Origin of the sequence: Mycobacterium sp. (assembly GCF_049647605.1) — a bacterium.
Classification (GTDB): Bacteria; Actinomycetota; Actinomycetes; order Mycobacteriales; family Mycobacteriaceae; genus Mycobacterium.
The window spans coordinates 21,468-42,953 of sequence record NZ_JBARXZ010000031.1 but is presented as its reverse complement, the minus strand read 5'-3'; the positions used below and the strand labels follow the sequence as shown (position 1 = coordinate 42,953).

Sequence of the window (21,486 nt, the reverse complement as noted above, 5' to 3'; positions counted from 1 at the left end):
CGCGAACCGCGCTCGCTGGGGCCGGTCTTCTGGCGCCGCCGGTTTCTCGGCCGAATCCGTCCCGAAATATCCACTGACTGAACCAAATTGGAATGTGTCCCGCGCGCCGGGGTGCTCACCCGAAGGTGACGGATGCCCTCGGAGTGCCGTACGGTCGGAACAGACCCCCTGACCCCGATCCACGGGAGCCGTGAGTCCACGATGCCCGAAGAGCTCGAGCTCGAATCTGCAACATCGCTTGTCGTGATGCTGGCCTGGGTGGCCGGTGCCATGGCCGTCGGCTATCTACTCGGCCTGATCGTGCCGTGGCTGCTGCGTCGAATAGGCCGCCGCAGCGAATCCATCCTCGACGTCGCCGTGCTGACCCGCGGGCCCGTCCGGGTGCTGCTGGTGGTGCTGGCCACCAACATCGCGATGCGCCGGTTCGCCGACTCGAACGCCGGCTGGTGGGCGTGGGTGGATCACACGCTGGTCATCCTGTTGATCGCCGCCGTCACCTGGCTGATGGCAAGTCTGGTCCGGGTGGCCGAGCGACGCGTGATCGCCACCTTCGGCGGCGGTGACGAGGAGGTGACCGACGCCGACCGGCAGCGCCGGCGGGTCCGTACCCAGGTGACGACGGTACGACGGCTGGTCATCGCCGTCATCGTCGTCCTGGGTATGGCTGCCGTGCTGATGACCTTCCCGGCCTTCCGCAATATCGGCACCACCTTGTTCGCCTCCGCTGGGGTGCTGTCGGTGGTCGCGGGTCTGGCCGCGCAGACATCCCTGGGATCGGTGTTCGCCGGGATGCAGATCGCCTTCTCCGGCGCCGTCCGGGTGGGTGACGTGGTGGTTCTCGAGGACGAATGGGGCCGGATCGAGGAGATCACCCTCACCTACGTGGTGGTGCAGTGCTGGGATCAACGCCGGCTGGTGTTGCCCACCGCGTACTTCACCACCACGCCGTTCCAGAACTGGACCCGCAACGCGACCGAACTGCTGGGCACCGTCGAAATCGACGTCGACTTCACCGTTCCCCTCGAGGAGATGAGGGTCGAACTGCAGCGTCGGCTCGAGCAGAGCGAGCTGTGGGACGGTCGCGCAGGTGTTCTCCAGGTCACCGACGCAATCGGTGGTGTGGTCCGGGTGCGGATGCTGGTCAGTGCCCCCAACGCCGGGGCTCTGTTCGATCTGCGGTGCTTCGTGCGGGAGGGCCTGGTCGACTGGTTGCAACGTGCCAACCGCGGAGCACTTCCACATCAGCGGTTCGAAGAGATGGCCTCGCGGCCGCCGCAGCGCGCTTCGGTCCACCACGGGACACCGCGCGGGAACGGCCGGTCCAAGGCGGCCTCCGGCGTGTTCAGTGGCAGCAGGGAAGGGCAGGAGCGGGCGCGTGACTTCGAGACCGGCGGTGTCGCCGTCGATGAGCGGAGCCGCGAGGAGCACTGAGGCAAACCTTCTACCTGCGTGTTGTTGAAGGAGTGGTAAAAGTAAACAATGGGTACAGTTGGTTGAGACCCGCTGATCGCCCCCACTGATTCCACTCCATGTTGAGGAGACGGCCGTGCCCACCGGTAGTGCTGCCCGCCGAGCCGGTCGTCGGTCAACGGCGGCGCGGCTGCTCACGGGACTGTCCACGGTCGCGGTCCTGGGCGCCGGCGTGATCGGCGTCGCCGCGCCGGCCGCAGCCGCCCCCCAGTGCCCAGACATCGAAGTCGTCTTCGCGCGCGGCACCGATGAAGTCCCCGGCCTCGGAAAAGTGGGCCAAGCCCTCGTCGAGACCTTGCAGCCGCTGGTGAAGGGCAAATCGATCGGGACGTACGCAGTCAGGTACCCCGCTTCGTGGGATTTCCTGCAGATCGCCGCCGGCGCCAATGATGCGAGCAAACGCATCCAAGCCACCGCCGCACGCTGCCCCGACACCAAGATCGTTCTGGGCGGCTACTCCCAGGGCGCCGCGGTCATGGATGTGGTCACCACCTCTCCGGTGCCGGGGCTCGGTTTCACCGCCCCGCTGCCCGGCTCGGTGGCGCCCAACATCGCGGCCATTGCCGTGTTCGGCAACCCGTCGGCGCGGGTGGGTATGCCGCTGACGATGATGAGCCCGGTATATGGCGGGCGAACAGCTGACCTGTGCAATACCGGAGACCCGATCTGTTCGGCCGGCCGCGATGTCGACGCCCACACCAGCTACCGGCAGTCCGGTCTGGTGAAAACCGCCGCCGACTGGATCGCCGGTCACCTCCAGCCCCGGGACTGAGATGGCGCTTCGGTGGCGCGCGACCGCGCCCTATTGTGCTCGCTGATGGACAACGAAGGATCAAGCCGCAGAGTGGGTATTCGCCGCGGTTTACGAGCCGCGCTGAAGGGCAGCCGGGACCCGGCGCCCGTCGCCGGCCAGCGCCGCCGCACTGCCGGCGGGATGGGCGACCGGCACACCCGGGACGTACTGGACCTCACCATCCGTCTGGCCGAGGTGATGTTGTCCTCGGGGTCCGGCACCGCCGACGTCGTCGCCACCGCCCAGGACGTCGCCCAGGCCTTCCAGCTCACCGACTGCGTTGTCGACATCACCTTCACCACCATCATCGTCTCGGCGTTGCCCACCGCCGACAGCCCGCCGGTCACGATCGTGCGATCGGTGCGGACCCGCTCGATCGACTACACCCGCCTGTCCCAACTCGATCAGCTGATCCAGCGGATCACCGCGGGTGGTGTCTCGGTCAGCGAAGCCCACGAGGCGATGAACGAGTTGACCGAGCAGCCCCACCCGTACCCGAGATGGTTGGCCACTCTCGGCTGGACGGGATTTGCGCTGGGCATCGCGATGCTGCTGGGCGGCTCGCCGCTGACCTGTGTGGTCGCCGCTCTCACGTCCGCGGTGATCGACCGTGTGGGTCGGATGCTCAACCGGATGAAGACCCCGTTCTTCTTCCAGCACGCCGTCGGAGCCACGATCGCGACGCTGGTGGCGGTGGCGGTGTACCAGTTCACCGGGCAAGGTCTGGCCGCTGTGGTGGCCACCGGAATCGTGGTGCTGCTGTCCGGCATGACGATCGTCGGGTCGATGCAGGATGCCCTGACCGGATACATGATCACCGCGCTCGCCCGGCTCGGCGATGCGTTGTTCCTGACCGCCGGGATCGTCGTCGGGATCCTGGCCGCGCTGCAACTGGTGACTGCCGCCGGCGTCGAGATCGAACTGCATGTCGACGTCGGCCAGACCTTCGTGATCCCCAGCCGGCCCGAGACGATCGCCGTCGCCATCGTCGGGGCCGCGCTGGCCGGTATCTGCCTGACCATCGCCAGTTACGGCTCCCTGCGTTCGGCGGCGACGGCCGGCGTCGCAGCCGCGCTCGCGTCGTCGGTGTCCATCGGTTTCGGCGCGATGGGTTTCGGCCAGGTGCTGGCCACCGGGGCGGCCGCGGTCTGCGTCGGCCTGTTCGCCACCCTCATCTCGATCCGCAGGCAGGCGCCGGCACTGGTCACCGCGACGGCAGGCATCACCCCGCTGCTCCCCGGACTGGCGGTGTTCCAGGCGGTGTTCGCCTTTGCCGTCGACAAGCGGTTCGACGACGGGCTGGCGCAGATGCTGGCCGCGGGCGCGACCGCGCTGGCGATCGGTAGTGGTGTGGTGATGGGGGAGTTCATCGGTGCGCCCTTGCGATACCGGGAGGGCCGCATCGGCGAGTTCATGCGCAAACCCGAACAACCGGGGATCCGCCGGGCGGTGGGCCGGGCAGTGCGACGGCGACCGACCGGTGGCACCTCTCCGGCCGGTCCGGCGTCCCGGGCGCGCAGCGTGGCGTTGACGCCGACCGGGGAGGAGACCGGCAGCGACAGCGGGACAACATAGGCGATCTGCGCCTACGTCCGGGCGGGATCAACCTGCCGAATGGCGTCTTTCAGCGGCGTGACCGGCTGAGCACGGTCGCGCGCACCACCGTGATCACGACGGGAAGACAGGACAGCAGCGCGATGGTCAGCACCATCAACTCCAGATGGCGGGCCACGAAATCGACGTTGCCGAGGAAGAAGCCGATGGTGGTGAGACCGATCCCCCAGGCGCTGCTTCCGATGATGTTGAAGGCCAAGAACACTCGATAGCGCATTCCGGCGATCCCGGCCACCACGGGGGTGAAGGTCCGGACCACGCCCACAAACGGTGCGATCACCAGGGCTTTGGCGCCGTGTCGTTCGAAGAAATCGTGTGATTCGATGAGATAACGCTGTTTGAAGAACCGGGCGTCCGGCTTCCGGAACAGCGACGGCCCGATGCGCCGGCCCAGTGCGTAACCGAGCTGTCCACCGCCCACCGCGGTGACAGCGGCACACGGACCGACGGTCCAGAGATCGACGGCGGAGTTCGGCTGCGCGGCAATGAGTCCGGCGGTGAACAACAGGCTGTCGCCGGGCAGGAACGGAAACAGCAGTCCGGTCTCGACGAAGACTATGACGATGACCCCGATCAGCACCGCCGATCCGAACGGCCCATCCATGCCGAGCCAGTACATCGGATCCATGACTTCGGGTAACGCCATCGGCATTTCCAGGGCCCCCGTCACAGCCCACAAAACTACTGGCGCAACATTGCTCCAGGGCAAACGGTGGGCGAATGCCGCTAGGCGGTGGCCTGCTCGAAGATCCGGGAGACGATCCCGTTCTCGGGATCGAAGAACTTCGGGCCGACCACGGCCCAGCCGCCGACGTCCTCGATGGTCCACAGCCTCCGCGGTGCCGGGAAGTCTGCTGCGAACTCCTGCGCGACGTCCGGCAACACCGGACGGAAGCCGGCTTCGGCCCAAAGGCGTTGCGCTTCTGGTGTGTACAGGAACTCCAGCAGACGCTTGGCTTCGTCCGGATGCCGGCTTGCGGCAACGATGGCGGCCTGGCTGTCGATCTTGAGTGTCTGAGGAGGCACCACCCGTTCGATGGCCGCCGAGTGGCCCTCGGCGGCGAGGGCGCTGTTCTCCGGTGCGATCAGCACATCACCGGTCCCGGCGAGGAACAGATCGATGGATTCGGTCACCGTGGTCGGACCGACGACCACGTGCTCGAGGATCAACTTGTTCAGATAGTCGACCCCGGCCTCCTCGTTCTGGCCACCGTCACTGGCGCTGGCATAGGCCGCCATCAAACCCCATTTCCCGGATCCGGACAGCACCGGATTGGCGGCGATCACCTGGATACCGGGGCGCAGGAGGTCATTCCAGGTGTGAATGTTGAGCGGATTGCCCGCGCGTACCACCAAGGTCGTGATCGACCCGAACGGTTGGCCGCCGTGTGGTCCGGTATCCCAATCCGGCGCGATCTTCTCCTCCAGGACGAGGCTGTTGACGCTCGGCTGATCGGCCAGGTAGACGATATCGGCCGGGTCGCCCTGTCGAACCATGTCGGCCAGTTCGGGGGACGGCCCGTAGGTGGTCTTCACCGTGATGCCGGCGCCGCCGTCGGTGGCGGTGAACGCGGGGATGCTGGCGTTCCAGCCGGACGCGGAGGATGTGAAGGCGAGTACCGACAGCGATACCGAACCGTCCGGCGGTTCCTCTGATCCTGCCTCGGAGGTTTCGCTGGTACACCCGACGACCAGAGCGGCCACCACGGAGATCGGGATGGAGAGCGGGAAAAGGCGCCGCCGCCTGCCTGTCGCGTCCGTGTCGGTCATCGTTGTGTCCTGGTCTGGGGATTGCAGACGCCGAACAGAGCGAACATCCGCAACTTGTTTGCCGACAGCATAGCGGGTGGCTCGTTGCGGCGTGTTCGGGTGCGCACTCAAAACGGCGTTCTGATCGGGTGATTCGTGGCGTGGCAGCTGTCCCGATTGGGGCCGAAAGTGTCCCGAACGGTGCCGAAAGCGGAGTTGATGAAGTTCGCGCAAATCGCAACGATGCAGAAACTGGAACGTGTTACTGTTCGGTCGATCGGGTTCATTCGGAGGCCACTGCCGTGCTGAGCGCACCGCTCGGGGCACGGAGCTCTCCGACCTCATGGAGAACTTCATGAAGAAATGGTGATCACCATTGACTGGAGCAATGAGCAAAGCGGCATCGCTGGCGTTGATCGCCGCCGCCTATTCCGTGGCGATCCTCGCGGCCGCGGCATGGCTGGTGTGGGCGCCGAAAACCGGCATGCTGTGGCTCGATACGTTGATCGCCGACCTGCTTGCCACCGTGGTGGTGTTCGCATTCTCTCGAATCTTTCGCAACTCCAGCTTTTATGACGCCTACTGGAGCGTGGCACCGCCGCTGCTGCTGATCTACTGGTGGATTCAGGGTGGAGTGGGATTCGACCAGCTACGGTGCTGGCTGTTGGCGGCCGTGGTCTTGCTGTGGTCGGTGCGGTTGACTGCAAACTGGGTGTACACGTTTCCTGGTCTGCACCATGAAGACTGGCGCTACCCGATGTTCCGAGACCGTGCGGGCCGGTTCGAATTCGTCGCGGATCTGGTTGCCATCCATCTGATCCCGACACTGCAGGTTTTCCTGGCGATGATCCCGGCCTACGTCGTCGTCACCCGTCCCGGCCCAGACCTCGGGTGGCTCACCGTGATCGCGTTTGTCCTCGGGGTCGGCGCGGTCGTGCTGGAACTGATCGCCGATGTCCAGATGCACCGGTTTGTCCGGCAGCACCGACCGGGACAGACGATGGACCGCGGCCTCTGGGGCTGGTCGCGACACCCCAACTACTTTGGCGAGTTCTCCTTCTGGTTGGCGCTGGCGTTGTTCGGTATCGCGGTCGCGCCCGCAAGCTGGTGGTGGCTGATACTCGGGGCGGTGGCGATGCTCGCCATGTTCCTCGGCGCCAGCATCCCGATGATGGAGACGCGCAGTCTGGCGCGGCGGCCCGAGTATCAGGACGTGATCGACCGGGTTCCACGATTTGTGCCCCGGCCGCCACGGAAGTCGCCGCGGTGAGCCGTCATCGGGTGGTGATCGCCGGGCTCGGTGATGCCGGGGTGCTGACGGCGATCCGGCTGGCCAGGCATCTCGACGTGGTGGGGATCTCGGCGAAACCGGCACTGGTGAGCGGTCAGGAGTTGGGGGTGCGGTTGGCCCGGCCCGACGACTGGGCCCGCGACTATTGGATCCCGTTCGACCGGTTCCGGGGGCTCGATCGCGTCCGCACCGTGCACGGGGTGCTGACCGGACTTCACCTCGACACCCGATCAGTGACGGTCGTTCATGCCGACGCAACGACGACCCGGGAGGACTACGACGTCCTCGTCATCGCCACCGGGGTCACCAACGGCTTCTGGCGCTCACCGGCAATGCAGCACGCCACCGACGTCGGCGAAGACCTGCAGCGGGTCCACACCCGATTGGCGGCATCCGAATCGGTGATGGTGGTCGGTGGGGGAGCAGCCGCGGTGAGTAGCGCTGCCAATGTGGCAATCACCTGGCCGGAGAAGGCGATTCACCTCTACTACCCGGGTGAGCGTGCGCTGCTCGAGCACCACCCCCGGACCTGGACCTCGGTGCGGCGCCGGTTGATCGATGCCGGGGTGGTGTTGCATCCCGGCCACCGGGCCGTGATTCCCGAGGGGTTCCGGCTCGACCGGATCACCGACGAGCCGGTGCACTGGAGTACTGGGCAACCACCGGCGACGGCAGCTGCGGTTCTCTGGACGATCGGCCGGGTCCGGCCGAACACCGGTTGGCTGCCCGGTGACCTCCTCGACGACAACGGCTTTGTGCGGGTGCACGCTGACCTGCAGGTTCCCGGCCACCCCGGCGTGTTCGCGATCGGCGATGTGGCGGCCACCGATCCGCTGCGCAGCTCGGCGCGCAACCGCGCCGACAAACTGTTGGCAGGCAACGTGATTGCGTATCTCGCGGGCCGGCGGCTTCGCGACTACCGGCCGCCGAGGCGTCGTTGGGGATCGGTGCTGGGCGTGCAGCCGGACGGGCTCGAGGTGTTCGCTCCGTCGGGCCAGGCATTGCGTTTCCCGTTGTGGTCCGTCAATCGGGTGCTACAGCCGTGGATCGTGCGCCGCGGTATCTACCGGGGCATCCGGAACTGACTCGCCCCGGTGGCCACCGTCGGGGCCCGGTCCGGTGAGGCCACATCAACGGTCAGTGCTGCCACCCGATCACGGTGCTGCTCAGCAGAACCCAGCAGCGCCGCATCGGTGGTGGCGCGTTTGAAGTACAGATGAGCCTGGTGTTCCCAGGTGAACCCGATACCTCCGAGCACTTGAATGGAGTCGGCGGCGATCCGGGCTGCAGCAGCCGAACACGTCGCTTGGGCGATGCTGGTCGCGAGCGCGGGATCATCGGAGCCGTCGGTCAGCGCCCAGATGGCGTGATAGGCCGTCGAACGGGCGTGTTCGGCCTCGACCAGCATGTCGGCGAGCCGGTGTTTGACGGCCTGGAAGGATCCGATCGGCCGGCCGAACTGCAGGCGTGTTTTGGCGTAGTCGACAGCCACATCGAGCAGCTGGGCGGCGACACCCACCTGCTCCACCGCCAGCAGCGCCGCACCGACCCGCAGCGCGTTGGTGATCACCCGTTCGGCTTCGTCGGGCCCGGCGACAAGTCGAGCCGGGGAGTCGGTGAACCGCACCGACGCCTGCGGCCGGGTCAGGTCGAGGGTGACCAGCTCGGTGCGCTCGGTGGTGGTGCCGTCGACCGCGTAGAGCGCCGCGCCGCGGGGCCCAGTCGCCGCGACCAGCAGTACGTCGGCCGCACCGGCGTCGACAACTGCCTCGATGGAGCCGGACACGGTGAACCCGTCGCCGGATTCGGTGGCGCTGACCGTGATCGCGCCCGGGTCGAAATCTCCGGCGCGTTCGGGCACGGCAAATGCGGCGGTGCGACGGCCTTCGCTGAGGTCGGCGAGCAGGGTCTCACGTGCCGGGCTCGGTGCTGCCGCCACGAGTGCGGGAATCGCCAAGAACACGGTGCCGAACACCGGCCCGCAGGCCAGGGCGGCGCCGAGCTCTTCGACGGCCACCGCCTGGTCCACCAGGGTGCCGCCGGCCCCGCCGTCGTCGTCGGGTACTGCCAGCCCCAGTACGCCGAGCTCGGAGCCCAGCCGTGTCCAGGCGTGGGCGTCGTAGGCCGGTGTGGACTCCATCAGCCGGCGCACCGACTGTTCGTCGAAGTTGTCGGCGCAGAACTTTTGCACCGCGCGACGCAGTTCCTGCTGCTCGGCGCTGAAGGTGAATGGGGCTTGACCGGCACTAACCACGGGGGATCTCCTTCCACGGCATCCCGGCATCGGCCCGCAGATCGCCGGGCAACCCCAGCACCCGCTCGCCCAGGATGTTGCGCATGATGTCCGAGGTCCCACCCTCGATGGTGTTCGCGAGGCTGCGCAGGAACCGCTGTTGTACCGGTCCCCGCCAATCCGCGCCGTCCTCTTCGTTCAGAAGATCATAGGTGTGGTACAGAATCGCCTCTGCGCCAAGGAAATCCATACACCACTGGTAGATGTTCTGGTTGAGCTCCGCACCGACCAGCTTGCCGATGGAGGCTTCGGGGCCGGGGCCGGGGCCGCCGACCGTGGCCGCGGCTCGCGAGCGTTCCGCGGTGAGCCGCTGTGCCTCGGCGCGCAGCCACAGCTGGGTCAACCGGTCGCGCAGCACCGGCGTCTGGCGCCCGGGCCGGGACGCCCAGAGTGCGGTGGCATCGGCGATGGTGCCGGCTCCGCGGCGAGAACCGCTGCCGCCCAGGGCGCTGCGCTCGTTCATCAGTGTGGTCATCGCGACGCGCCAACCGTCGTTCACCGCACCCAGGCGCAGGCTGTCCGGGATGCGGGCGTCGGTGAAGTAGACCTCGTTGAACTCGGCCTGGCCGGTCAGCTGCCGCAGCGGCCGGGTCTGGACGCCGGGGGCGTGCATGTCGATCACAAAATAGGTGAGCCCCTGGTGTTTTGGCAGGTCGGGATCGGTGCGGGCCAGCAGCAGGCCCCAGCGGGCCCGGTGGGCCAGGCTGGTCCACACCTTCTGCCCGTTGATCACCCATTCGGTGTCTTCCCCGGAACCCTCCGGCACCGCGGAGGTCGCAAGACCCGCCAGGTCCGAACCCGCACCGGGTTCGGAGAACAGCTGGCACCAGATGTCCTCGGTGGTCGCCAGCGGACGCAGCAGCCGTCGTCGTACGTCATCGGTTTGGGCGTGCTCACGAATGGTGGGGGCGGCCATGCCGTAACCCATCGGGTTGAGTCCCAAGGGAACCGGGCCACCGGCGCCCTGCAGGATGCGGTCGGCGACGGCCTGGAGGCCGCGGGACACCCCCAGCCCGCCCAGCCCGTCGGGGAAGTGCACCCAGGACAGTCCGGCATCAAAACAGGCACCGAGGTACTCGTGGACCGGAACGGATCTGGGGTCGTGTTCGGCCACGACCCGCCGCGCGAGGGTGACGACCCGATCCTCGTCAGATGTGGCGCTCATCACATCACCATAAAAAATTGACAATCGTCAACTTCGGCCGGGGTGGGGTTCCTGCGACGGAACGAGGGTTCAGGCGTGGGGGATGTCTGAGGTGATCCGGTCCAGTAGCGCGGTGTACCGGCCCGCCTCGGGGTGGCGGCCCGGCTTGCCGCTGCTGACGACCGCGGCGGCCAAATTGCGCGCCGGGTCGGCCCACACCGCGATCTCGGTCAGTCCGGTGTGTCCGAAGGCCTGCGGGGCGTCGCGGCCGAACGGGCCGAACCGCTTGGAGCCCAACATGAATCCGGTACCCCAACGCAGCGGCATCAGCCCCGTCGCCAGATCCGGGCGCAGCCGGCGGGCCTCGGTGGTCGCCGCGCGCAGCGTCTCGGGCCGCAGCACCCGCACCCCGTCGAGTTCGCCTCCGTTGACCAGGATTTCGGCGAACCGCGACAGCTCGGCAGCGGTCGAGACCGTGCTGGACGACGGGATGACACTGGTGAGGAACGCCGGCGTGTTCGAGAACGGGATGATCCGTTGCGGGGTGCCGCCGATGGCGATCTTGAACGCCTTCGCGATCGCCGGGGGTAGTGGCTTGCCGGTGACGTGACTGGGCGCCACGAACGGTAGATCAACTTCTGCCACACCGTAATTTGTCCAGCGGAACCCGAGTGGATCGAGGATCTCGGTGGCCAGGATCTCCCTGATGTCCCGACCGGTTGCCGCGGCGACGATCTCCCGCATCAACGGGCCCCAGGTCAGGCCGTGATAGATGTGAACCAGTCCCGGCCGGTAAAGGGGTTTGAGCTGGGAGAGCATCTCGCGGGTGTATTCGCTGTCGTTCATCCGCTTGAGGTCCGGTCGCGGCCCGGTGGCGAACGGCACCCCGGCGCTGTGGGTCATGACATGGCGGATGGTGGTGCGGTCCTTGCCGTGGCTGGTGTAGCTGGGCAGGTAGTCGCAGACCCGGTCGTCGAGCGCGAACTCGCCACGTTCGACGAGCATGTGCACCACGGTGGTGGTGATGGCCTTGGCTGCGGAGTAGACGCAGAAGGGTGTTTCGGTGGTGACGGGGATCTTCTCCGCGTCGGGTGCATCGGTGGGTCCGTTGCCCCAACCGTGGCCGATGGCCCGGTTCAGCACCACCCGGCTGTTGTGCCGCAGGCAGACCTGGATCGCCGGTTGCATTCCCGCCGCGTACCAATGGCGGGCCGCACCCCAGATCCGGTCCACCGCGGCGCTGTCGATCCCGGAGTGGTCTTCGTCGCTGATCGCCGTGACCGCGTCGAGGTCGGCGGGCACCACGATCCGGCCGTCTTCGGACATGGCGTTACGGGGTGGGGGTGGCAGGTGCTTCTGCAGGAGCCGGGGCCGACGGGGCCGGCGGCGTCTTGGGGCCGGTCAGCACGCGGCCCAGTTGGCTCAGCACATCCAGCGGTGACGCCGGGGCGGGCAGACAGCCCGGGGCGCAATCGGTCTTCTGCCAGGGCTGGCAGCCACTGGTGGTGAACGCCGTGTCGGTGGGTTCGATCTGGACGGCTTGCGCCTTCTTGCTCATGGCGTTGTCCAGGATCTCGGTGCCGCCGACTCGCTTCCAGTAGCAGGCGCCGTCGGCGAGCGGGCCGGGGGATTGATAGGTGCCGGGGGCAATGTCGGAGCCGACGTTGTAGGTGCCGTTGGCCTCGATGGAGGTTTTCGGCGCAGCCGGCTCCGGAGTCGGCTCGGGCTCAGCGTGGGCGCTACCAGCCGTGAACAAACCCGCCAGCGCCAGTGCCGATACCCATACCGCCGATTTCATCCTCCACACAGCACACAAGAGTAGACGAGCTAACTGAGAGCGGGGTGCCACGATCGGCCGGTCAGGGCGCCGGCACCCCCGCGGAGGGGTTGGTGCGGTTGCTCACCCGCAGCACGGGCCAGCCGAGCTCGGCGGCGGCGGCGGCCAGCTCGCGACGCGGGTTCACCGGCCGGGGATTGCCGACCAGCCGCATCGACGGCAGGTCCTCGTCGCCATCGGAGTAGAAGTAGCTGGCGGCCAGGTCGAGCCGGTGCTCCCGGCCGAACCGGTGCAACGCATCGGCCTTGTGCCGGCCCCAGATGATCGGCGTGCGGATCTGCCCGGTGAGCAGCCCCTGGTCGTCGACCTCGAAGTGATTGCACAGCACGTGGCAGATGCCCAGCGAGCCGGCCAGCGCTTCGACATGGATGGTCAACGCCGAGGTGAGGAGGACGACGGTGTGCCCGTGTTGCTGATGGGCCGCCACCACTGCACGCATCTGGGTGAACATCCGCCGCTCGATCCGTCGGTCGAACAGGTCGGCTCCGAGGGTGTCGAGGGCGGCCAACGACTCGCCGCGCAGATAACCAGCGGCCCGAACGACCAGCCGCTCGAACTCCATCCTGCCGAGGCGATATCGGGTAGCGGCCTCGATGACACCGAATATCTCGCCGATTCTGGCTTGGCGCGCACGGATCCGGTGCCCTGCGTGTGGAACCGCGGTGAAGCCGTCCACCAGGGTGCCGTCGACATCAAAGAATGCGCCGATCTGTGGCCCGGCGGGGCCCGCGGAGATCGCGGTCACCAGGTCGGCCGTGGATGCCGGAGTGTTCATGGGGCCGGCTCCTTCGGCGGGGATGTTGCCTGGGTCCAGGCTACCGCCGCCTCTGGTGTCCGCCCGGTGCGAGACGGAACGTGCGGTGACGGTTCTCAGCTGTCGATGCCGGCGAGCATGTGGTCAACGAGGGTGCCCACCACCTGGGCGGCTCGGTGTTGGTCGCCGGCGGCGATGTGTTCGACCAGGTCGGCATGGTCGAGTGGCCCGCCCAGTGTTTCGGTGGCGGTGGCCACGCCGGCGGCGATGGTCTCCAGGAGGCCGCGGTACAGCTCGATCAGGATGGTGTTGTGTGAGCACCGGACGACGGCGAGATGGAAATCGGTGTCGGCCCGGGCGAATTCATCGGCCCCCGATCTGAGGTACTCGTGGCTCTTGGCCAGCAGGGCGCGAAGTTCGGCGAGCTCGTCGGTGGTGCGGTTGGCGGCGGCCAGCCTGGCGCCTTCGACTTCCAGGGCTCGGCGTACTTGCAGGATCTCGCGCAGTTCGCTGCCACACAGTCGCCGGAGGGCGCCGGATACCTCACTGGTGGCGCGCACATAGGTGCCGTCGCCCTGTCGGACCTCCAGGATTCCGGCGTGGGCCAGTGCGCGGACCGCCTCGCGGACGGTGTTGCGACCCACTCCGAGGCCTTCGGTGAGTTCGGCTTCTTTGGGGATGCGAGCACCGACGGGCCATTCGCCGCTGGTGATCGACGAACGGAGCTGTTCGATGACCTGCTCGACCAGTCCAGACCGGCGGGTGGTGACCAACGGCACAGATACGCCCTTTCATCCAATCATGGGATGTATGCCACGATAGCAGCCGTGGGTTCTGAAACATCGATGAAACATGCCGGCCGTAATGACGGCCTGTCCTCGAGTCTCGCCGGGGAGGCCGAGTTCCGGACCGCCCCGGTGTCGGCGGCCACGGGGGGCGCGTTTCTGGCCGTCGCGGTGGTGCTCACCGCGCTGAACCTGCGACCGGCGGTGACCAGTGTGGCGCCACTGCTGGGTGAGATCCGTGCCGACCTCGGCGTCTCGGCCACCTGGGCCGGAGTCCTCACGACGTTGCCCGCGTTGTGTTTTGCCGCCGCCGGGCTGGCCGCTCCGCGACTGTCAGCCCGGATCGGTTTGGGGCGCACCATCTCGTTGTCGCTGTTGACGATAGCGGCCGGCCTGACCGTCCGCGCCCTCGGTGGATCCCACGCAGTGTTGGGCGCCAGCCTGGTCGTGTGTGCGGGTATCGCCTTGATCAACGTGCTGATCCCGGTTGTGATCAAAGGGTCGTTTCCGGCCCGGATCGGCCTGATGACGGGCATTTACACCGCCGCGTTGCAAGCCGGTGGGGCGCTGGGGTCGGCATTGACCCCAGGTATCGAAGACCCCATGGGGGGATGGCGACCGGCGCTGGGCATCTGGGCGGTGTTGGCGCTCACGGCGTTTGCGGTGTGGGTGCCGGTGTCGCGTCGTCACGGCGGCGCCTGGGTGAAATCGGCGGTGCGGACCGGGGCGCGGCGCTCGCTCCTGCGTAACCGATTGGCGTGGACCATCACCCTGTTCTTTGGTTGTCAGGCGTTCATGGCCTACATCGTGATGGGTTGGCTGCCAGAGGTTTTCATCACCCACGGGGTGCCCAAGGCGCAGGCCGGGATGTTGGTGGGTTTGACGGCGCTGATCGGGGTGCCGATCGCCCTGGTGGTTTCGCCGTTGGCGGCCCGTCGTGGCAGTCAGAGTGGGTGGATCGTCGGCCTCGGCGTGTTCGGTGTGGCCGGCATCGTCGGGGTGATGCTGGCTCCGGCGGCGCAACCGGTGCTGTGGAGCGTGCTGATCGGAGTGGGGCAGAGTGTCTTTGCGCTGGCGCTGGCCGTCATCGCGCTGCGGGCCCGGACCGGGGATGAGACCGCCCAGCTTTCCGGGATGGTGCAGGGATTCGGCTACTTGATTGCCGGCGCCGGCCCGTTCCTGTTCGGTCTGCTCCACGATGTGACCGGCGGCTGGACGGTTTCGTGGACGATGTTCCTGGTGGTCTATGCCGTTCAGCTGGTTACCGGTGCGATCGCAGGACGCAACCGATACGTCTAGGGCTGTCACTTCTTGGGTGTTTCCCTGGTCGACGACCGAGTTGGCGTGTAGCGCAGCACTACTGCTTGCCGGCGGTGGCGGCTTTGAACGCCCGGAATCGACGACAACTATTGTGGGCAGCATGAGAGCAGGCCGATGAGTTATCCCGGCACCCCACCGCCAGCGCCCGCGAGCGTTCCCACCTGCTACCGCCATCCGGACCGCCAGACCTACGTCCGCTGCACCCGCTGCCACCGTTTCATCTGCTCGGAGTGCATGCGGTCGGCGGCTGTCGGGCACCAGTGCGTCGAGTGTGTGAACGAAGGCGCCAAGTCGGTGCGCCAGCCGGTCGGTCAGTTCGGTGGCAAGCGGCCGGGCACCGCGGTGCCCTATGTGACCTACACCTTGATCGCCATCAACGTTCTGGCGTTCCTGTTGCAGATGGCCTCACCGGACCTGGAGCGACAACTGGTCCTGTGGCCGCCCGCGGTCGCCGACGGTCAGCTCTACCGACTCGTGACCTCGGCGTTCCTGCACTACGGCATCATGCACATCCTCTTCAACATGTGGGCGCTGTACGTGGTGGGCCCGCAGCTGGAACTGCTGTTGGGACGGCTGCGCTTCGGTGCGCTCTACGGTTTGAGCGCACTCGGCGGTTCGGTTCTGGTGTATCTGCTCTCACCGCTGAACACCGCGACGGCCGGCGCCTCCGGGGCCATCTTCGGGCTCTTCGGTGCCACGTTCGTGATCGCCAAGCGTCTCAAACTCGATGTGCGCTGGGTGGTCACGCTGATCGGCTTGAACGTGGCGTTCACCCTGGTGGTTCCACTGATCAGTTCACACAACATCAGCTGGCAGGGTCATCTCGGCGGGCTGGTGACGGGCGGGCTGGTGGCGGCCGGCTTCGTCTACGCGCCGCGGGACCGTCGAACCTTGTTGCAAGCCGGTCTGGTCGTGGCCCTGTTGGTGGTGTTCATCGCCTCGATCTGGTGGCGAACTCAGTCGCTGTACGCACAATTCGGGATCGGCTGACCGAAATCAGTTGCGCGGTAACACCACGGCGGCAACGGCTCCTGCCATGACGACGAGCACCAGCACAGTGCCGGCGACGGCGGGCCAACCCAGCGCATCGAAGGCAATGCCACCGAACCACCCCACGGCGCTGGACCCCGCGTAGTAGGCCAGGTTGTACAGGGATGACGCCTGCGCTTTGCCGGTCTCGGCGTCGATACCGGTCCAGCCGGATGCGACCGCATGGGCGCCGAAGAAGCCGACGGTGGCGACCACCAGACCGCCCAACACCAGCGCGAGGTGATCGTTGAGCGTCATCGCCACGCCGATGGTCATGACACCGATCGACACCAGCAGCACCGTCCTGCGGCCGAAGCGGCGCACCTGTGCGCCGGCCTGCGAAGAGGCCCAGGTGCCGGCGAGATATGCCAGGAACACCAGGCTGACGAGTTCCTGCGGCAGGTTGAACGGGGGCGAGGTCAGCCGGAATCCGAGGAAGTTGTAGAGCGCGACGAATCCGCCCATCAGCAGGAACGCCTGTGAGTAGAGGGCCAGCTGTCGCGGCGACCGCAGATTGGCGGCCAGGCGGTGGGCCAGGTTGCTGATGGCGCGCCCGGTTGTCGGCAAAAACCCCTGCGGCCGTGGAGCCAGGGCGATGAAGCCGACGGCGGCCAGAGCGCACAGCACCGCCACGGCGAACATCCCCATCCGCCAGTGCACCGTCTCGGCGATCGGTCCGGCGACCAGCCGACCCGAGAGCCCGCCGATTGTCGTTCCCGCCACATAGATACCGGCGGCACGTGCGGAATGGCGTCGCTCGATCTCTTCGGACAGGTAAGCGATCGCAACGGCCGGAACGCCGCCGAGTGCCAGGCCTTCGAGGAATCGGCCACCGAGCAGTATCTGGTAGGTGGGCGCCAACGGCACCAGCAGGCCGAGTGCGGTGGCGGCGGTGACCGACACCGACATGGCCCGGACTCGGCCCACCCGGTCCGCCACCACCGACCAGGGCAGCACCGCCAGCGCCAGCCCGATGGTGGCCGCCGACACCGTCAGGGCGGCTTGGGCGGCGCCGATGCCCAGCTGCTGAGCGATCTGCGGCAACACTGCTTGTGGCGAGTACAGCTGCGCAAAGGTGGCGATGCCGGCGCAGAACAGCGCGGCCAGGAGGCGGCGGTACTCCGTGGAGCCTCTGGAGTGGCCGACCCATCCGGGCGCGCTGCTCGACGACTGGAACTCCACGGACACTCGGCCCACGCTAAGAGGGCGGGTTCAATGTGTCCAATGCATGAAATTAATCGTCACCATGCGAGGTGAGCATGATTTCGATGGGCGACCTGACAAACTCCGCAAATCTCCAGGCAGCTGGCGGGAGCTCGCGCTCTGTTGCCCACACCAGGCCGATCTGCCGCTGCGCGCCCGGATCGGACAGCGTGACGTATTCGCACAATGGTTCGCTGCGGCCGGGGCGCGGCTGTGGTACCACCGCGACACCGAATCCTGCGGCGACCAGTCCTTCCACCGCGGGAATCTCCATGGCTTCGAACACGATCCGGGGTGCGATGTCGGCCTTTGCCCACAACTCGTCGGTGAGCTGACGGAGCCCGAATCCGGGCGGCAGGGCCACCAGCGGTTCCGCCGCGATATCACTCAGGTCGACGCTGGTGCGCTCGGAAAAACGATGTCCGCGTGGGACTGCCAGGCACAATCGCTCCTCATAGAGCCGGTGCCAGCCGAATTCGGATCCGGTGGGGCGTGGTGACGTGATCGCCAGGTCGGCCCGTCCGGTGACCAGGTGCCCGACGATCGTGTGGGCGGCGCCCTGGAAGAGGTCGAACTGCACGTTCGGTGCCCCGTCGCGGAAGCGCCGAAGGAGCTCCGGCACATACCAACTGGCCACCGAATGCAGGAACGCCAATCTGACGGTGCCGGTGTCCGGGTCGCGCAGCGCCGCGATCCGCTCGATTGCGGCGTCGATCTCGGCGGTGGAACGCCGCGCGTGCTCGAGCAGGATTCGGCCGTAGGCGTTCAGGGTCAGACGGCGGTTCACCCTATTGAACAGGGGTGCGCCAGCCTCGTCTTCGAGTCGGCCGAGGGCCCGGGAGAGCGTGGGCTGACTGATGTGCAGAGCGGCAGCGGCGTCGGTGACATGTTCGGTCTCGGCCAGCACGACGAACCAGCGCAATTCGTCGAGATTCACCGTTCGATGATACTCAGCACGTATGAAGGGGCCGGATGTGTTTCAGCTGAGGTATCAACCTCACCACTGGTCGTCGGTCTCGAGCCGATTCCCCGGATCCAGCGCCGCGGGTGCCGGGCACACGGTGTAGCGCGCCTGGTTGCCGCCGCCGCGCCGGGCGTCGGCCATCGAACCGCCGGCCAGCTCGATGAGTTCGTCGAGCAGCTCCTCCGGCGGACAATCGGACAGCGCTGCCAGCGGCGTACACACCACTCCGATGCTGGCAGTCAACCGAGGCGGTGTGGAGGCTATCGCCCCGCGGACCCGTTCCACCAGCGGTGAGGAGTCCGTGGAAGCGAAGGTGTCGGCGATGACGAACTCGGCGTCACCGATGCGGCCGACGACGGCGTTGCTGCGGGTGGTTTCCCGCAACGTCTGCGCTACTGCGACCAGCGCCCGATCGCAGGCGGTCGAGCCGAGCGTGCTCTTGAGAAGGTTGAAGTTGTCCATGGTGACCAACAGGACCACCAGGTACCGGTCGTCGACCCGGCCCCGGGCCGAGGTCAACGCCCCGGTGGCCCGGTAGAAGGCATCCCGGTTGAGCAACCCGGTGAGGCGGTCGATATCGGCGGCCAGCACATTGACACCGAGCAGGTGTATCACCGCCCGGCAGGCGATGAGGACCGAGACGTTGATCATCGCCAGGAAGAGCAGCGCGCACACGGCGAACACCAGGTCGGTCTCGGCGGCCAGTCGGGTCGCGAGCACCCCCGACGTGACGGCTGCGACGGCAAGAATGAGCGACGCGAGTCGCGGGGTGTGGAAAAACGCGACGTAGCCGCCGAGCGCAGCAAAAGCGGTGCAGCCCACCAAACCGGCGACCGGATTCGTCTGCACCAGCGACGATGCTGCGAGGCACCCGCCGACGACGGCCACAAACGTGATGGATGCGGCCTTGCTCGGCCACCTCGGCGACAACCACAACGCCGCCATCGCGGTGCACAGCGCCGCAACAACCGTGGCCGTCACCCGGGCTGTGGTGCCCTGAGGCCCAGCCGGGCTCCACAGCATCGCGACGTTGGCCACGGTGAGGCTTAGCACGGCAGCCGCCACGAACCGGCACGTCATCGGCTGCATGCCACGCGAGGCCAAAAGTGCTGTCAACCAATAGAAGTGGTCGGATTGGCGCCACCACCGCCCGAAAACCATCACTCTAGGACCCCCCTCCTGTGTCCTGTGCGGTCAGCACTACGTCTGGCGGGTGCCAGACGGGGGAGTGCTCTCGTACAGCTGGATTCGGTCGTGGGGGAACGGTACCAAGTCTCACGATCTCGGGTCGACGGTTGCGCGGACCTCCCAGGATCAGCTGAGGAGCGGCCAAATTTTGTCGGATCAGCGCGCAGAACCGGCCCCCACCGGAGGGCGGGGGCCGGCTGTCGACGGTGGGTTACGCGGCGTCCTTGCCGGCGCTCTTGCTGCTGCTCTTGCTGGCGCGCTCCTTCTTGCCGCCGCTGTTGCTGCTGCCACTGTTGTCGGAACTGCCGTTGTCGGAACTGCTGCTGCCGGAATCGTTGCTTCCGGAGCCGGCATTCCCGGCGTTGCCTCTGGACGGGGTGTCGCTCTCCTCGTCCCGAGGGGTCGCCTCGGTCTCGGCGTCGTCGGTTGCCGCTTCCTCGGAGGTCTCGTCGGTGGCTTCGTCGACGGCCGGGGTCTGGTCATCGGTGACCGGAGCGATCGGTGCTGCGCCGGCTGGTTCCGGTGCCGCGGCTTCGGGAGCCGAATCGGCTGACGAGTCGGTCGCCGGACCGGCTGCGGCTTCGGGAGCTGAATCGGCTGCGGAGTCGGATACGGCAACCATCTTGGCCGCGGCGATGTCAAGGGTCACCGTCGCAGCGGGATCGGTGGTCAGGGCCGACACTTCGTCGCCGGCGGTCCTGCCGGCTGGTGGGGAGGCGCCGATGGCGGCGGCGAGGGCGCGCGGAATGGTCAGAAGCATCGATTGGACCAGGCCCCCGGCAAACCCGGCGGCGTCGTAGCTCAGCAGGCCCGGGAAGAAGGTTCCGTCAACGCCCGTGAATCCGTTGAGCGCTGCGCCGGTCAGTACCGCCGGGATGTTGACCACCGCGGTGAGAGCCGAGATGATGTCGCCGGCGGCGAGCGAGTCGTAGATCTCCTGTCCTGTGGTACCCAGTGAATTCAGGGGCCCCAGCACGGGCCCGAGTGTGCCCAACAGCAATGGCAGCGCGGTGTTGAAACTGAGCGCGGCGGTGATGGCGTCGGTGACGTTCTGGGCGATCGTGACCGGGATCTCCAACAGGCCGGACCCCAGCAGCGGGATACCGATGGCGCCGACGATCGGGGCGGTGATCAACGCGGTGAGCAAGGTGGAGACACCTTGAGCGATATCACCGGCGGCGAGCTCGCCGAACGCATTCTGCAGTCCTGCCACCAGGCCATAGGGATTGCTCGGCGTCAGGTAATTGACCAATCCCGTCACCACGTCGCCGCCGGCGGTGGAGAGGGTCTCGAGGTAGCCGATCTGGTTGGTGATGAACTGGCGCAGCAGCGGTGCGGGGTCGGAGAGCCAGTCCTGCCCCAGGGTTCCGGCGTTGTCGACGGCACCCGTGAGGACCTGAACCCACAGCTCGATGGGATTGGTCAGCGAGGACAGTGCAACGGGCACCGACGAGATGGCCGGCACCGTGATGTCGGGCAACTGCGAGCTCACCGGCGACAGCGGGCTGATCGCGATGGCGCCGGCTCCAACGAGCGCGATTCCCGTTGCTAGGTACGACCGGGCTGCAACATGCATGAATTCTCCTCGGGACGCATGTGAACGTGATCCGCGGAAATTTACTCAGATGTAAGTGGACAAAGGGCCGGAATATGTAAATTGCTCGAGGTTGCCTCGGTGGCCGTTTTGGCGAGCGAACGAGTTAGCCGAGTCTCCGCGTTAGCTGACTGGCGTTCCTGCGTGACGAACATTGACGCTGACGCAAAGAATTGCGGCCAGTTCCCTCGGGTCCGACTGATATGGGCACCGCCGTGGCGTCCACCGCCCACATCGCAATGGATTCAATATTTCCGCTGGTGGCGAAGCGTGCGGCGCACTATTTGCAAAAGGAACGGGTCGGAGTTTGCCGAAGCGGCGGTGCCGGGCTGCGTGTGACCGACCGGCAGGCACACCGTGACTGCTCTTACGGCAACCGCTCGCCGACGGGGTGGCGCCGTTCAGCGGAGTTCGCGGGCGTCGCAGAGCGCAATCTGTTGACGCGTGCTGCCAGTTTG

The 21,486-nt window shown here is 67.1% G+C and carries 19 protein-coding genes; 7 read left to right on the top strand and 12 right to left on the bottom strand.

Annotation, left to right across the window (positions count from 1 at the left end; translation table 11 throughout):
- The first annotated feature begins 201 nt into the window (after positions 1-201).
- The 3 genes from WBB07_RS04800 (at position 202) to WBB07_RS04790 (ending at position 3,838) form a co-directional block, all read left to right on the top strand.
- Complete coding sequence (locus WBB07_RS04800; protein WP_526305259.1) at positions 202-1,431, top strand: mechanosensitive ion channel family protein; 1,230 nt, start codon at positions 202-204, stop codon at positions 1,429-1,431.
- A gap of 181 nt (positions 1,432-1,612) precedes the next feature.
- Positions 1,613-2,242: a cutinase family protein gene (locus tag WBB07_RS04795; RefSeq protein ID WP_526305313.1), complete on the top strand. Its 630-nt coding sequence runs from the start codon at positions 1,613-1,615 to the stop codon at positions 2,240-2,242.
- Positions 2,243-2,287: 45 nt separating this feature from the next.
- On the top strand, positions 2,288-3,838 hold the full coding sequence (locus tag WBB07_RS04790; RefSeq protein ID WP_526305257.1) for a threonine/serine exporter family protein: 1,551 nt from the start codon (positions 2,288-2,290) through the stop codon (positions 3,836-3,838).
- A gap of 49 nt (positions 3,839-3,887) precedes the next feature.
- Here the strand turns inward: WBB07_RS04790 and WBB07_RS04785 are convergent, their stop codons facing one another.
- Positions 3,888-4,535 carry a VTT domain-containing protein gene (locus tag WBB07_RS04785; protein WP_526305311.1) on the bottom strand — a complete coding sequence of 216 codons (648 nt, stop codon included), beginning with the start codon at positions 4,533-4,535 and terminating at the stop codon, positions 3,888-3,890.
- Between the two features lie 68 nt (positions 4,536-4,603).
- Positions 4,604-5,647: an extracellular solute-binding protein gene (locus tag WBB07_RS04780; RefSeq protein ID WP_526305255.1), complete on the bottom strand. Its 1,044-nt coding sequence runs from the start codon at positions 5,645-5,647 to the stop codon at positions 4,604-4,606.
- A 367-nt stretch (positions 5,648-6,014) separates the two neighbouring features.
- On the opposite strand from WBB07_RS04780, the gene WBB07_RS04775 reads away from it, so the two are divergent.
- A complete protein-coding gene (locus WBB07_RS04775; protein ID WP_526305253.1) occupies positions 6,015-6,896 on the top strand; it encodes a DUF1295 domain-containing protein in 882 nt (293 codons plus the stop codon).
- A complete protein-coding gene (locus tag WBB07_RS04770; protein WP_526305251.1) occupies positions 6,893-8,002 on the top strand; it encodes an FAD-dependent oxidoreductase in 1,110 nt (369 codons plus the stop codon). Before WBB07_RS04775 ends, WBB07_RS04770 begins: the two co-directional genes overlap by 4 nt.
- On the opposite strand, the gene WBB07_RS04765 is transcribed toward WBB07_RS04770, so the two are convergent.
- From WBB07_RS04765 to WBB07_RS04740, 6 genes are all read right to left on the bottom strand, one after another.
- Complete coding sequence (locus WBB07_RS04765) at positions 7,981-9,201, bottom strand: acyl-CoA dehydrogenase family protein (protein WP_526305249.1); 1,221 nt, start codon at positions 9,199-9,201, stop codon at positions 7,981-7,983. The genes WBB07_RS04770 and WBB07_RS04765 overlap by 22 nt on opposite strands.
- Positions 9,164-10,375 (bottom strand): acyl-CoA dehydrogenase family protein, encoded by a 1,212-nt coding sequence (locus tag WBB07_RS04760; protein WP_526305247.1) that lies wholly within the window; start codon positions 10,373-10,375, stop codon positions 9,164-9,166. The genes WBB07_RS04765 and WBB07_RS04760 overlap by 38 nt, the downstream gene beginning before the upstream one ends.
- 69 nt (positions 10,376-10,444) lie before the next feature.
- A complete protein-coding gene (lipE, locus tag WBB07_RS04755) occupies positions 10,445-11,680 on the bottom strand; it encodes a lipase LipE (RefSeq protein WP_526305245.1) in 1,236 nt (411 codons plus the stop codon).
- Positions 11,681-11,684: 4 nt separating this feature from the next.
- Positions 11,685-12,152: an Rv1352/Rv1906c domain-containing protein gene (locus WBB07_RS04750; RefSeq protein ID WP_526305243.1), complete on the bottom strand. Its 468-nt coding sequence runs from the start codon at positions 12,150-12,152 to the stop codon at positions 11,685-11,687.
- Between the two features lie 61 nt (positions 12,153-12,213).
- The gene (locus WBB07_RS04745) at positions 12,214-12,966 is read right to left on the bottom strand and encodes an HAD family hydrolase (RefSeq protein ID WP_526305241.1); all 753 of its coding nucleotides are present in this window, start codon (positions 12,964-12,966) and stop codon (positions 12,214-12,216) included.
- Positions 12,967-13,061: 95 nt separating this feature from the next.
- Positions 13,062-13,724, bottom strand: a complete 663-nt coding sequence (locus WBB07_RS04740) for a FadR/GntR family transcriptional regulator (RefSeq protein WP_526305239.1) — start codon at positions 13,722-13,724, stop codon at positions 13,062-13,064.
- A 66-nt stretch (positions 13,725-13,790) separates the two neighbouring features.
- On the opposite strand from WBB07_RS04740, the gene WBB07_RS04735 reads away from it, so the two are divergent.
- Both WBB07_RS04735 and WBB07_RS04730 read left to right on the top strand, forming a co-directional pair.
- The gene (locus WBB07_RS04735; RefSeq protein ID WP_526305309.1) at positions 13,791-15,029 is read left to right on the top strand and encodes a CynX/NimT family MFS transporter; all 1,239 of its coding nucleotides are present in this window, start codon (positions 13,791-13,793) and stop codon (positions 15,027-15,029) included.
- 135 nt (positions 15,030-15,164) lie between these two features.
- Positions 15,165-16,040 (top strand): rhomboid family intramembrane serine protease, encoded by an 876-nt coding sequence (locus WBB07_RS04730; RefSeq protein WP_526305238.1) that lies wholly within the window; start codon positions 15,165-15,167, stop codon positions 16,038-16,040.
- 6 nt (positions 16,041-16,046) lie between these two features.
- Here WBB07_RS04730 and WBB07_RS04725 read toward each other — a convergent pair whose 3' ends face one another.
- From WBB07_RS04725 to WBB07_RS04710, 4 genes are all read right to left on the bottom strand, one after another.
- Entirely contained in the window at positions 16,047-17,267 is a 1,221-nt protein-coding gene (locus WBB07_RS04725; RefSeq protein ID WP_526305236.1) for an MFS transporter, read from the bottom strand.
- A gap of 46 nt (positions 17,268-17,313) precedes the next feature.
- Positions 17,314-18,219 (bottom strand): LysR substrate-binding domain-containing protein, encoded by a 906-nt coding sequence (locus tag WBB07_RS04720; protein WP_526305234.1) that lies wholly within the window; start codon positions 18,217-18,219, stop codon positions 17,314-17,316.
- Positions 18,220-18,279: 60 nt separating this feature from the next.
- Positions 18,280-19,326, bottom strand: a complete 1,047-nt coding sequence (locus WBB07_RS04715) for a GGDEF domain-containing protein (protein WP_526305232.1) — start codon at positions 19,324-19,326, stop codon at positions 18,280-18,282.
- A gap of 319 nt (positions 19,327-19,645) precedes the next feature.
- Positions 19,646-21,010 carry a hypothetical protein gene (locus WBB07_RS04710; protein WP_526305230.1) on the bottom strand — a complete coding sequence of 455 codons (1,365 nt, stop codon included), beginning with the start codon at positions 21,008-21,010 and terminating at the stop codon, positions 19,646-19,648.
- Positions 21,011-21,486 lie beyond the last annotated feature (476 nt).

Coding starts and splice junctions, on each gene's coding strand:
- WBB07_RS04800 (WP_526305259.1), top strand. CDS start 202: ATGCCCGAAGAGCTCGAGCTCGAATCTGCAACATCGCTTGTCGTGATG.
- WBB07_RS04790 (WP_526305257.1), top strand. CDS start 2,288: ATGGACAACGAAGGATCAAGCCGCAGAGTGGGTATTCGCCGCGGTTTA.
- WBB07_RS04780 (WP_526305255.1), bottom strand. CDS start 5,647: ATGACCGACACGGACGCGACAGGCAGGCGGCGGCGCCTTTTCCCGCTC.
- WBB07_RS04775 (WP_526305253.1), top strand. CDS start 6,015: ATGAGCAAAGCGGCATCGCTGGCGTTGATCGCCGCCGCCTATTCCGTG.
- WBB07_RS04765 (WP_526305249.1), bottom strand. CDS start 9,201: ATGCCGGGATGCCGTGGAAGGAGATCCCCCGTGGTTAGTGCCGGTCAA.
- WBB07_RS04760 (WP_526305247.1), bottom strand. CDS start 10,375: ATGAGCGCCACATCTGACGAGGATCGGGTCGTCACCCTCGCGCGGCGG.
- lipE (WP_526305245.1), bottom strand. CDS start 11,680: ATGTCCGAAGACGGCCGGATCGTGGTGCCCGCCGACCTCGACGCGGTC.
- WBB07_RS04750 (WP_526305243.1), bottom strand. CDS start 12,152: ATGAAATCGGCGGTATGGGTATCGGCACTGGCGCTGGCGGGTTTGTTC.
- WBB07_RS04745 (WP_526305241.1), bottom strand. CDS start 12,966: ATGAACACTCCGGCATCCACGGCCGACCTGGTGACCGCGATCTCCGCG.
- WBB07_RS04735 (WP_526305309.1), top strand. CDS start 13,791: ATGAAACATGCCGGCCGTAATGACGGCCTGTCCTCGAGTCTCGCCGGG.
- WBB07_RS04730 (WP_526305238.1), top strand. CDS start 15,165: ATGAGTTATCCCGGCACCCCACCGCCAGCGCCCGCGAGCGTTCCCACC.
- WBB07_RS04715 (WP_526305232.1), bottom strand. CDS start 19,326: ATGACGTGCCGGTTCGTGGCGGCTGCCGTGCTAAGCCTCACCGTGGCC.
- WBB07_RS04710 (WP_526305230.1), bottom strand. CDS start 21,010: ATGCATGTTGCAGCCCGGTCGTACCTAGCAACGGGAATCGCGCTCGTT.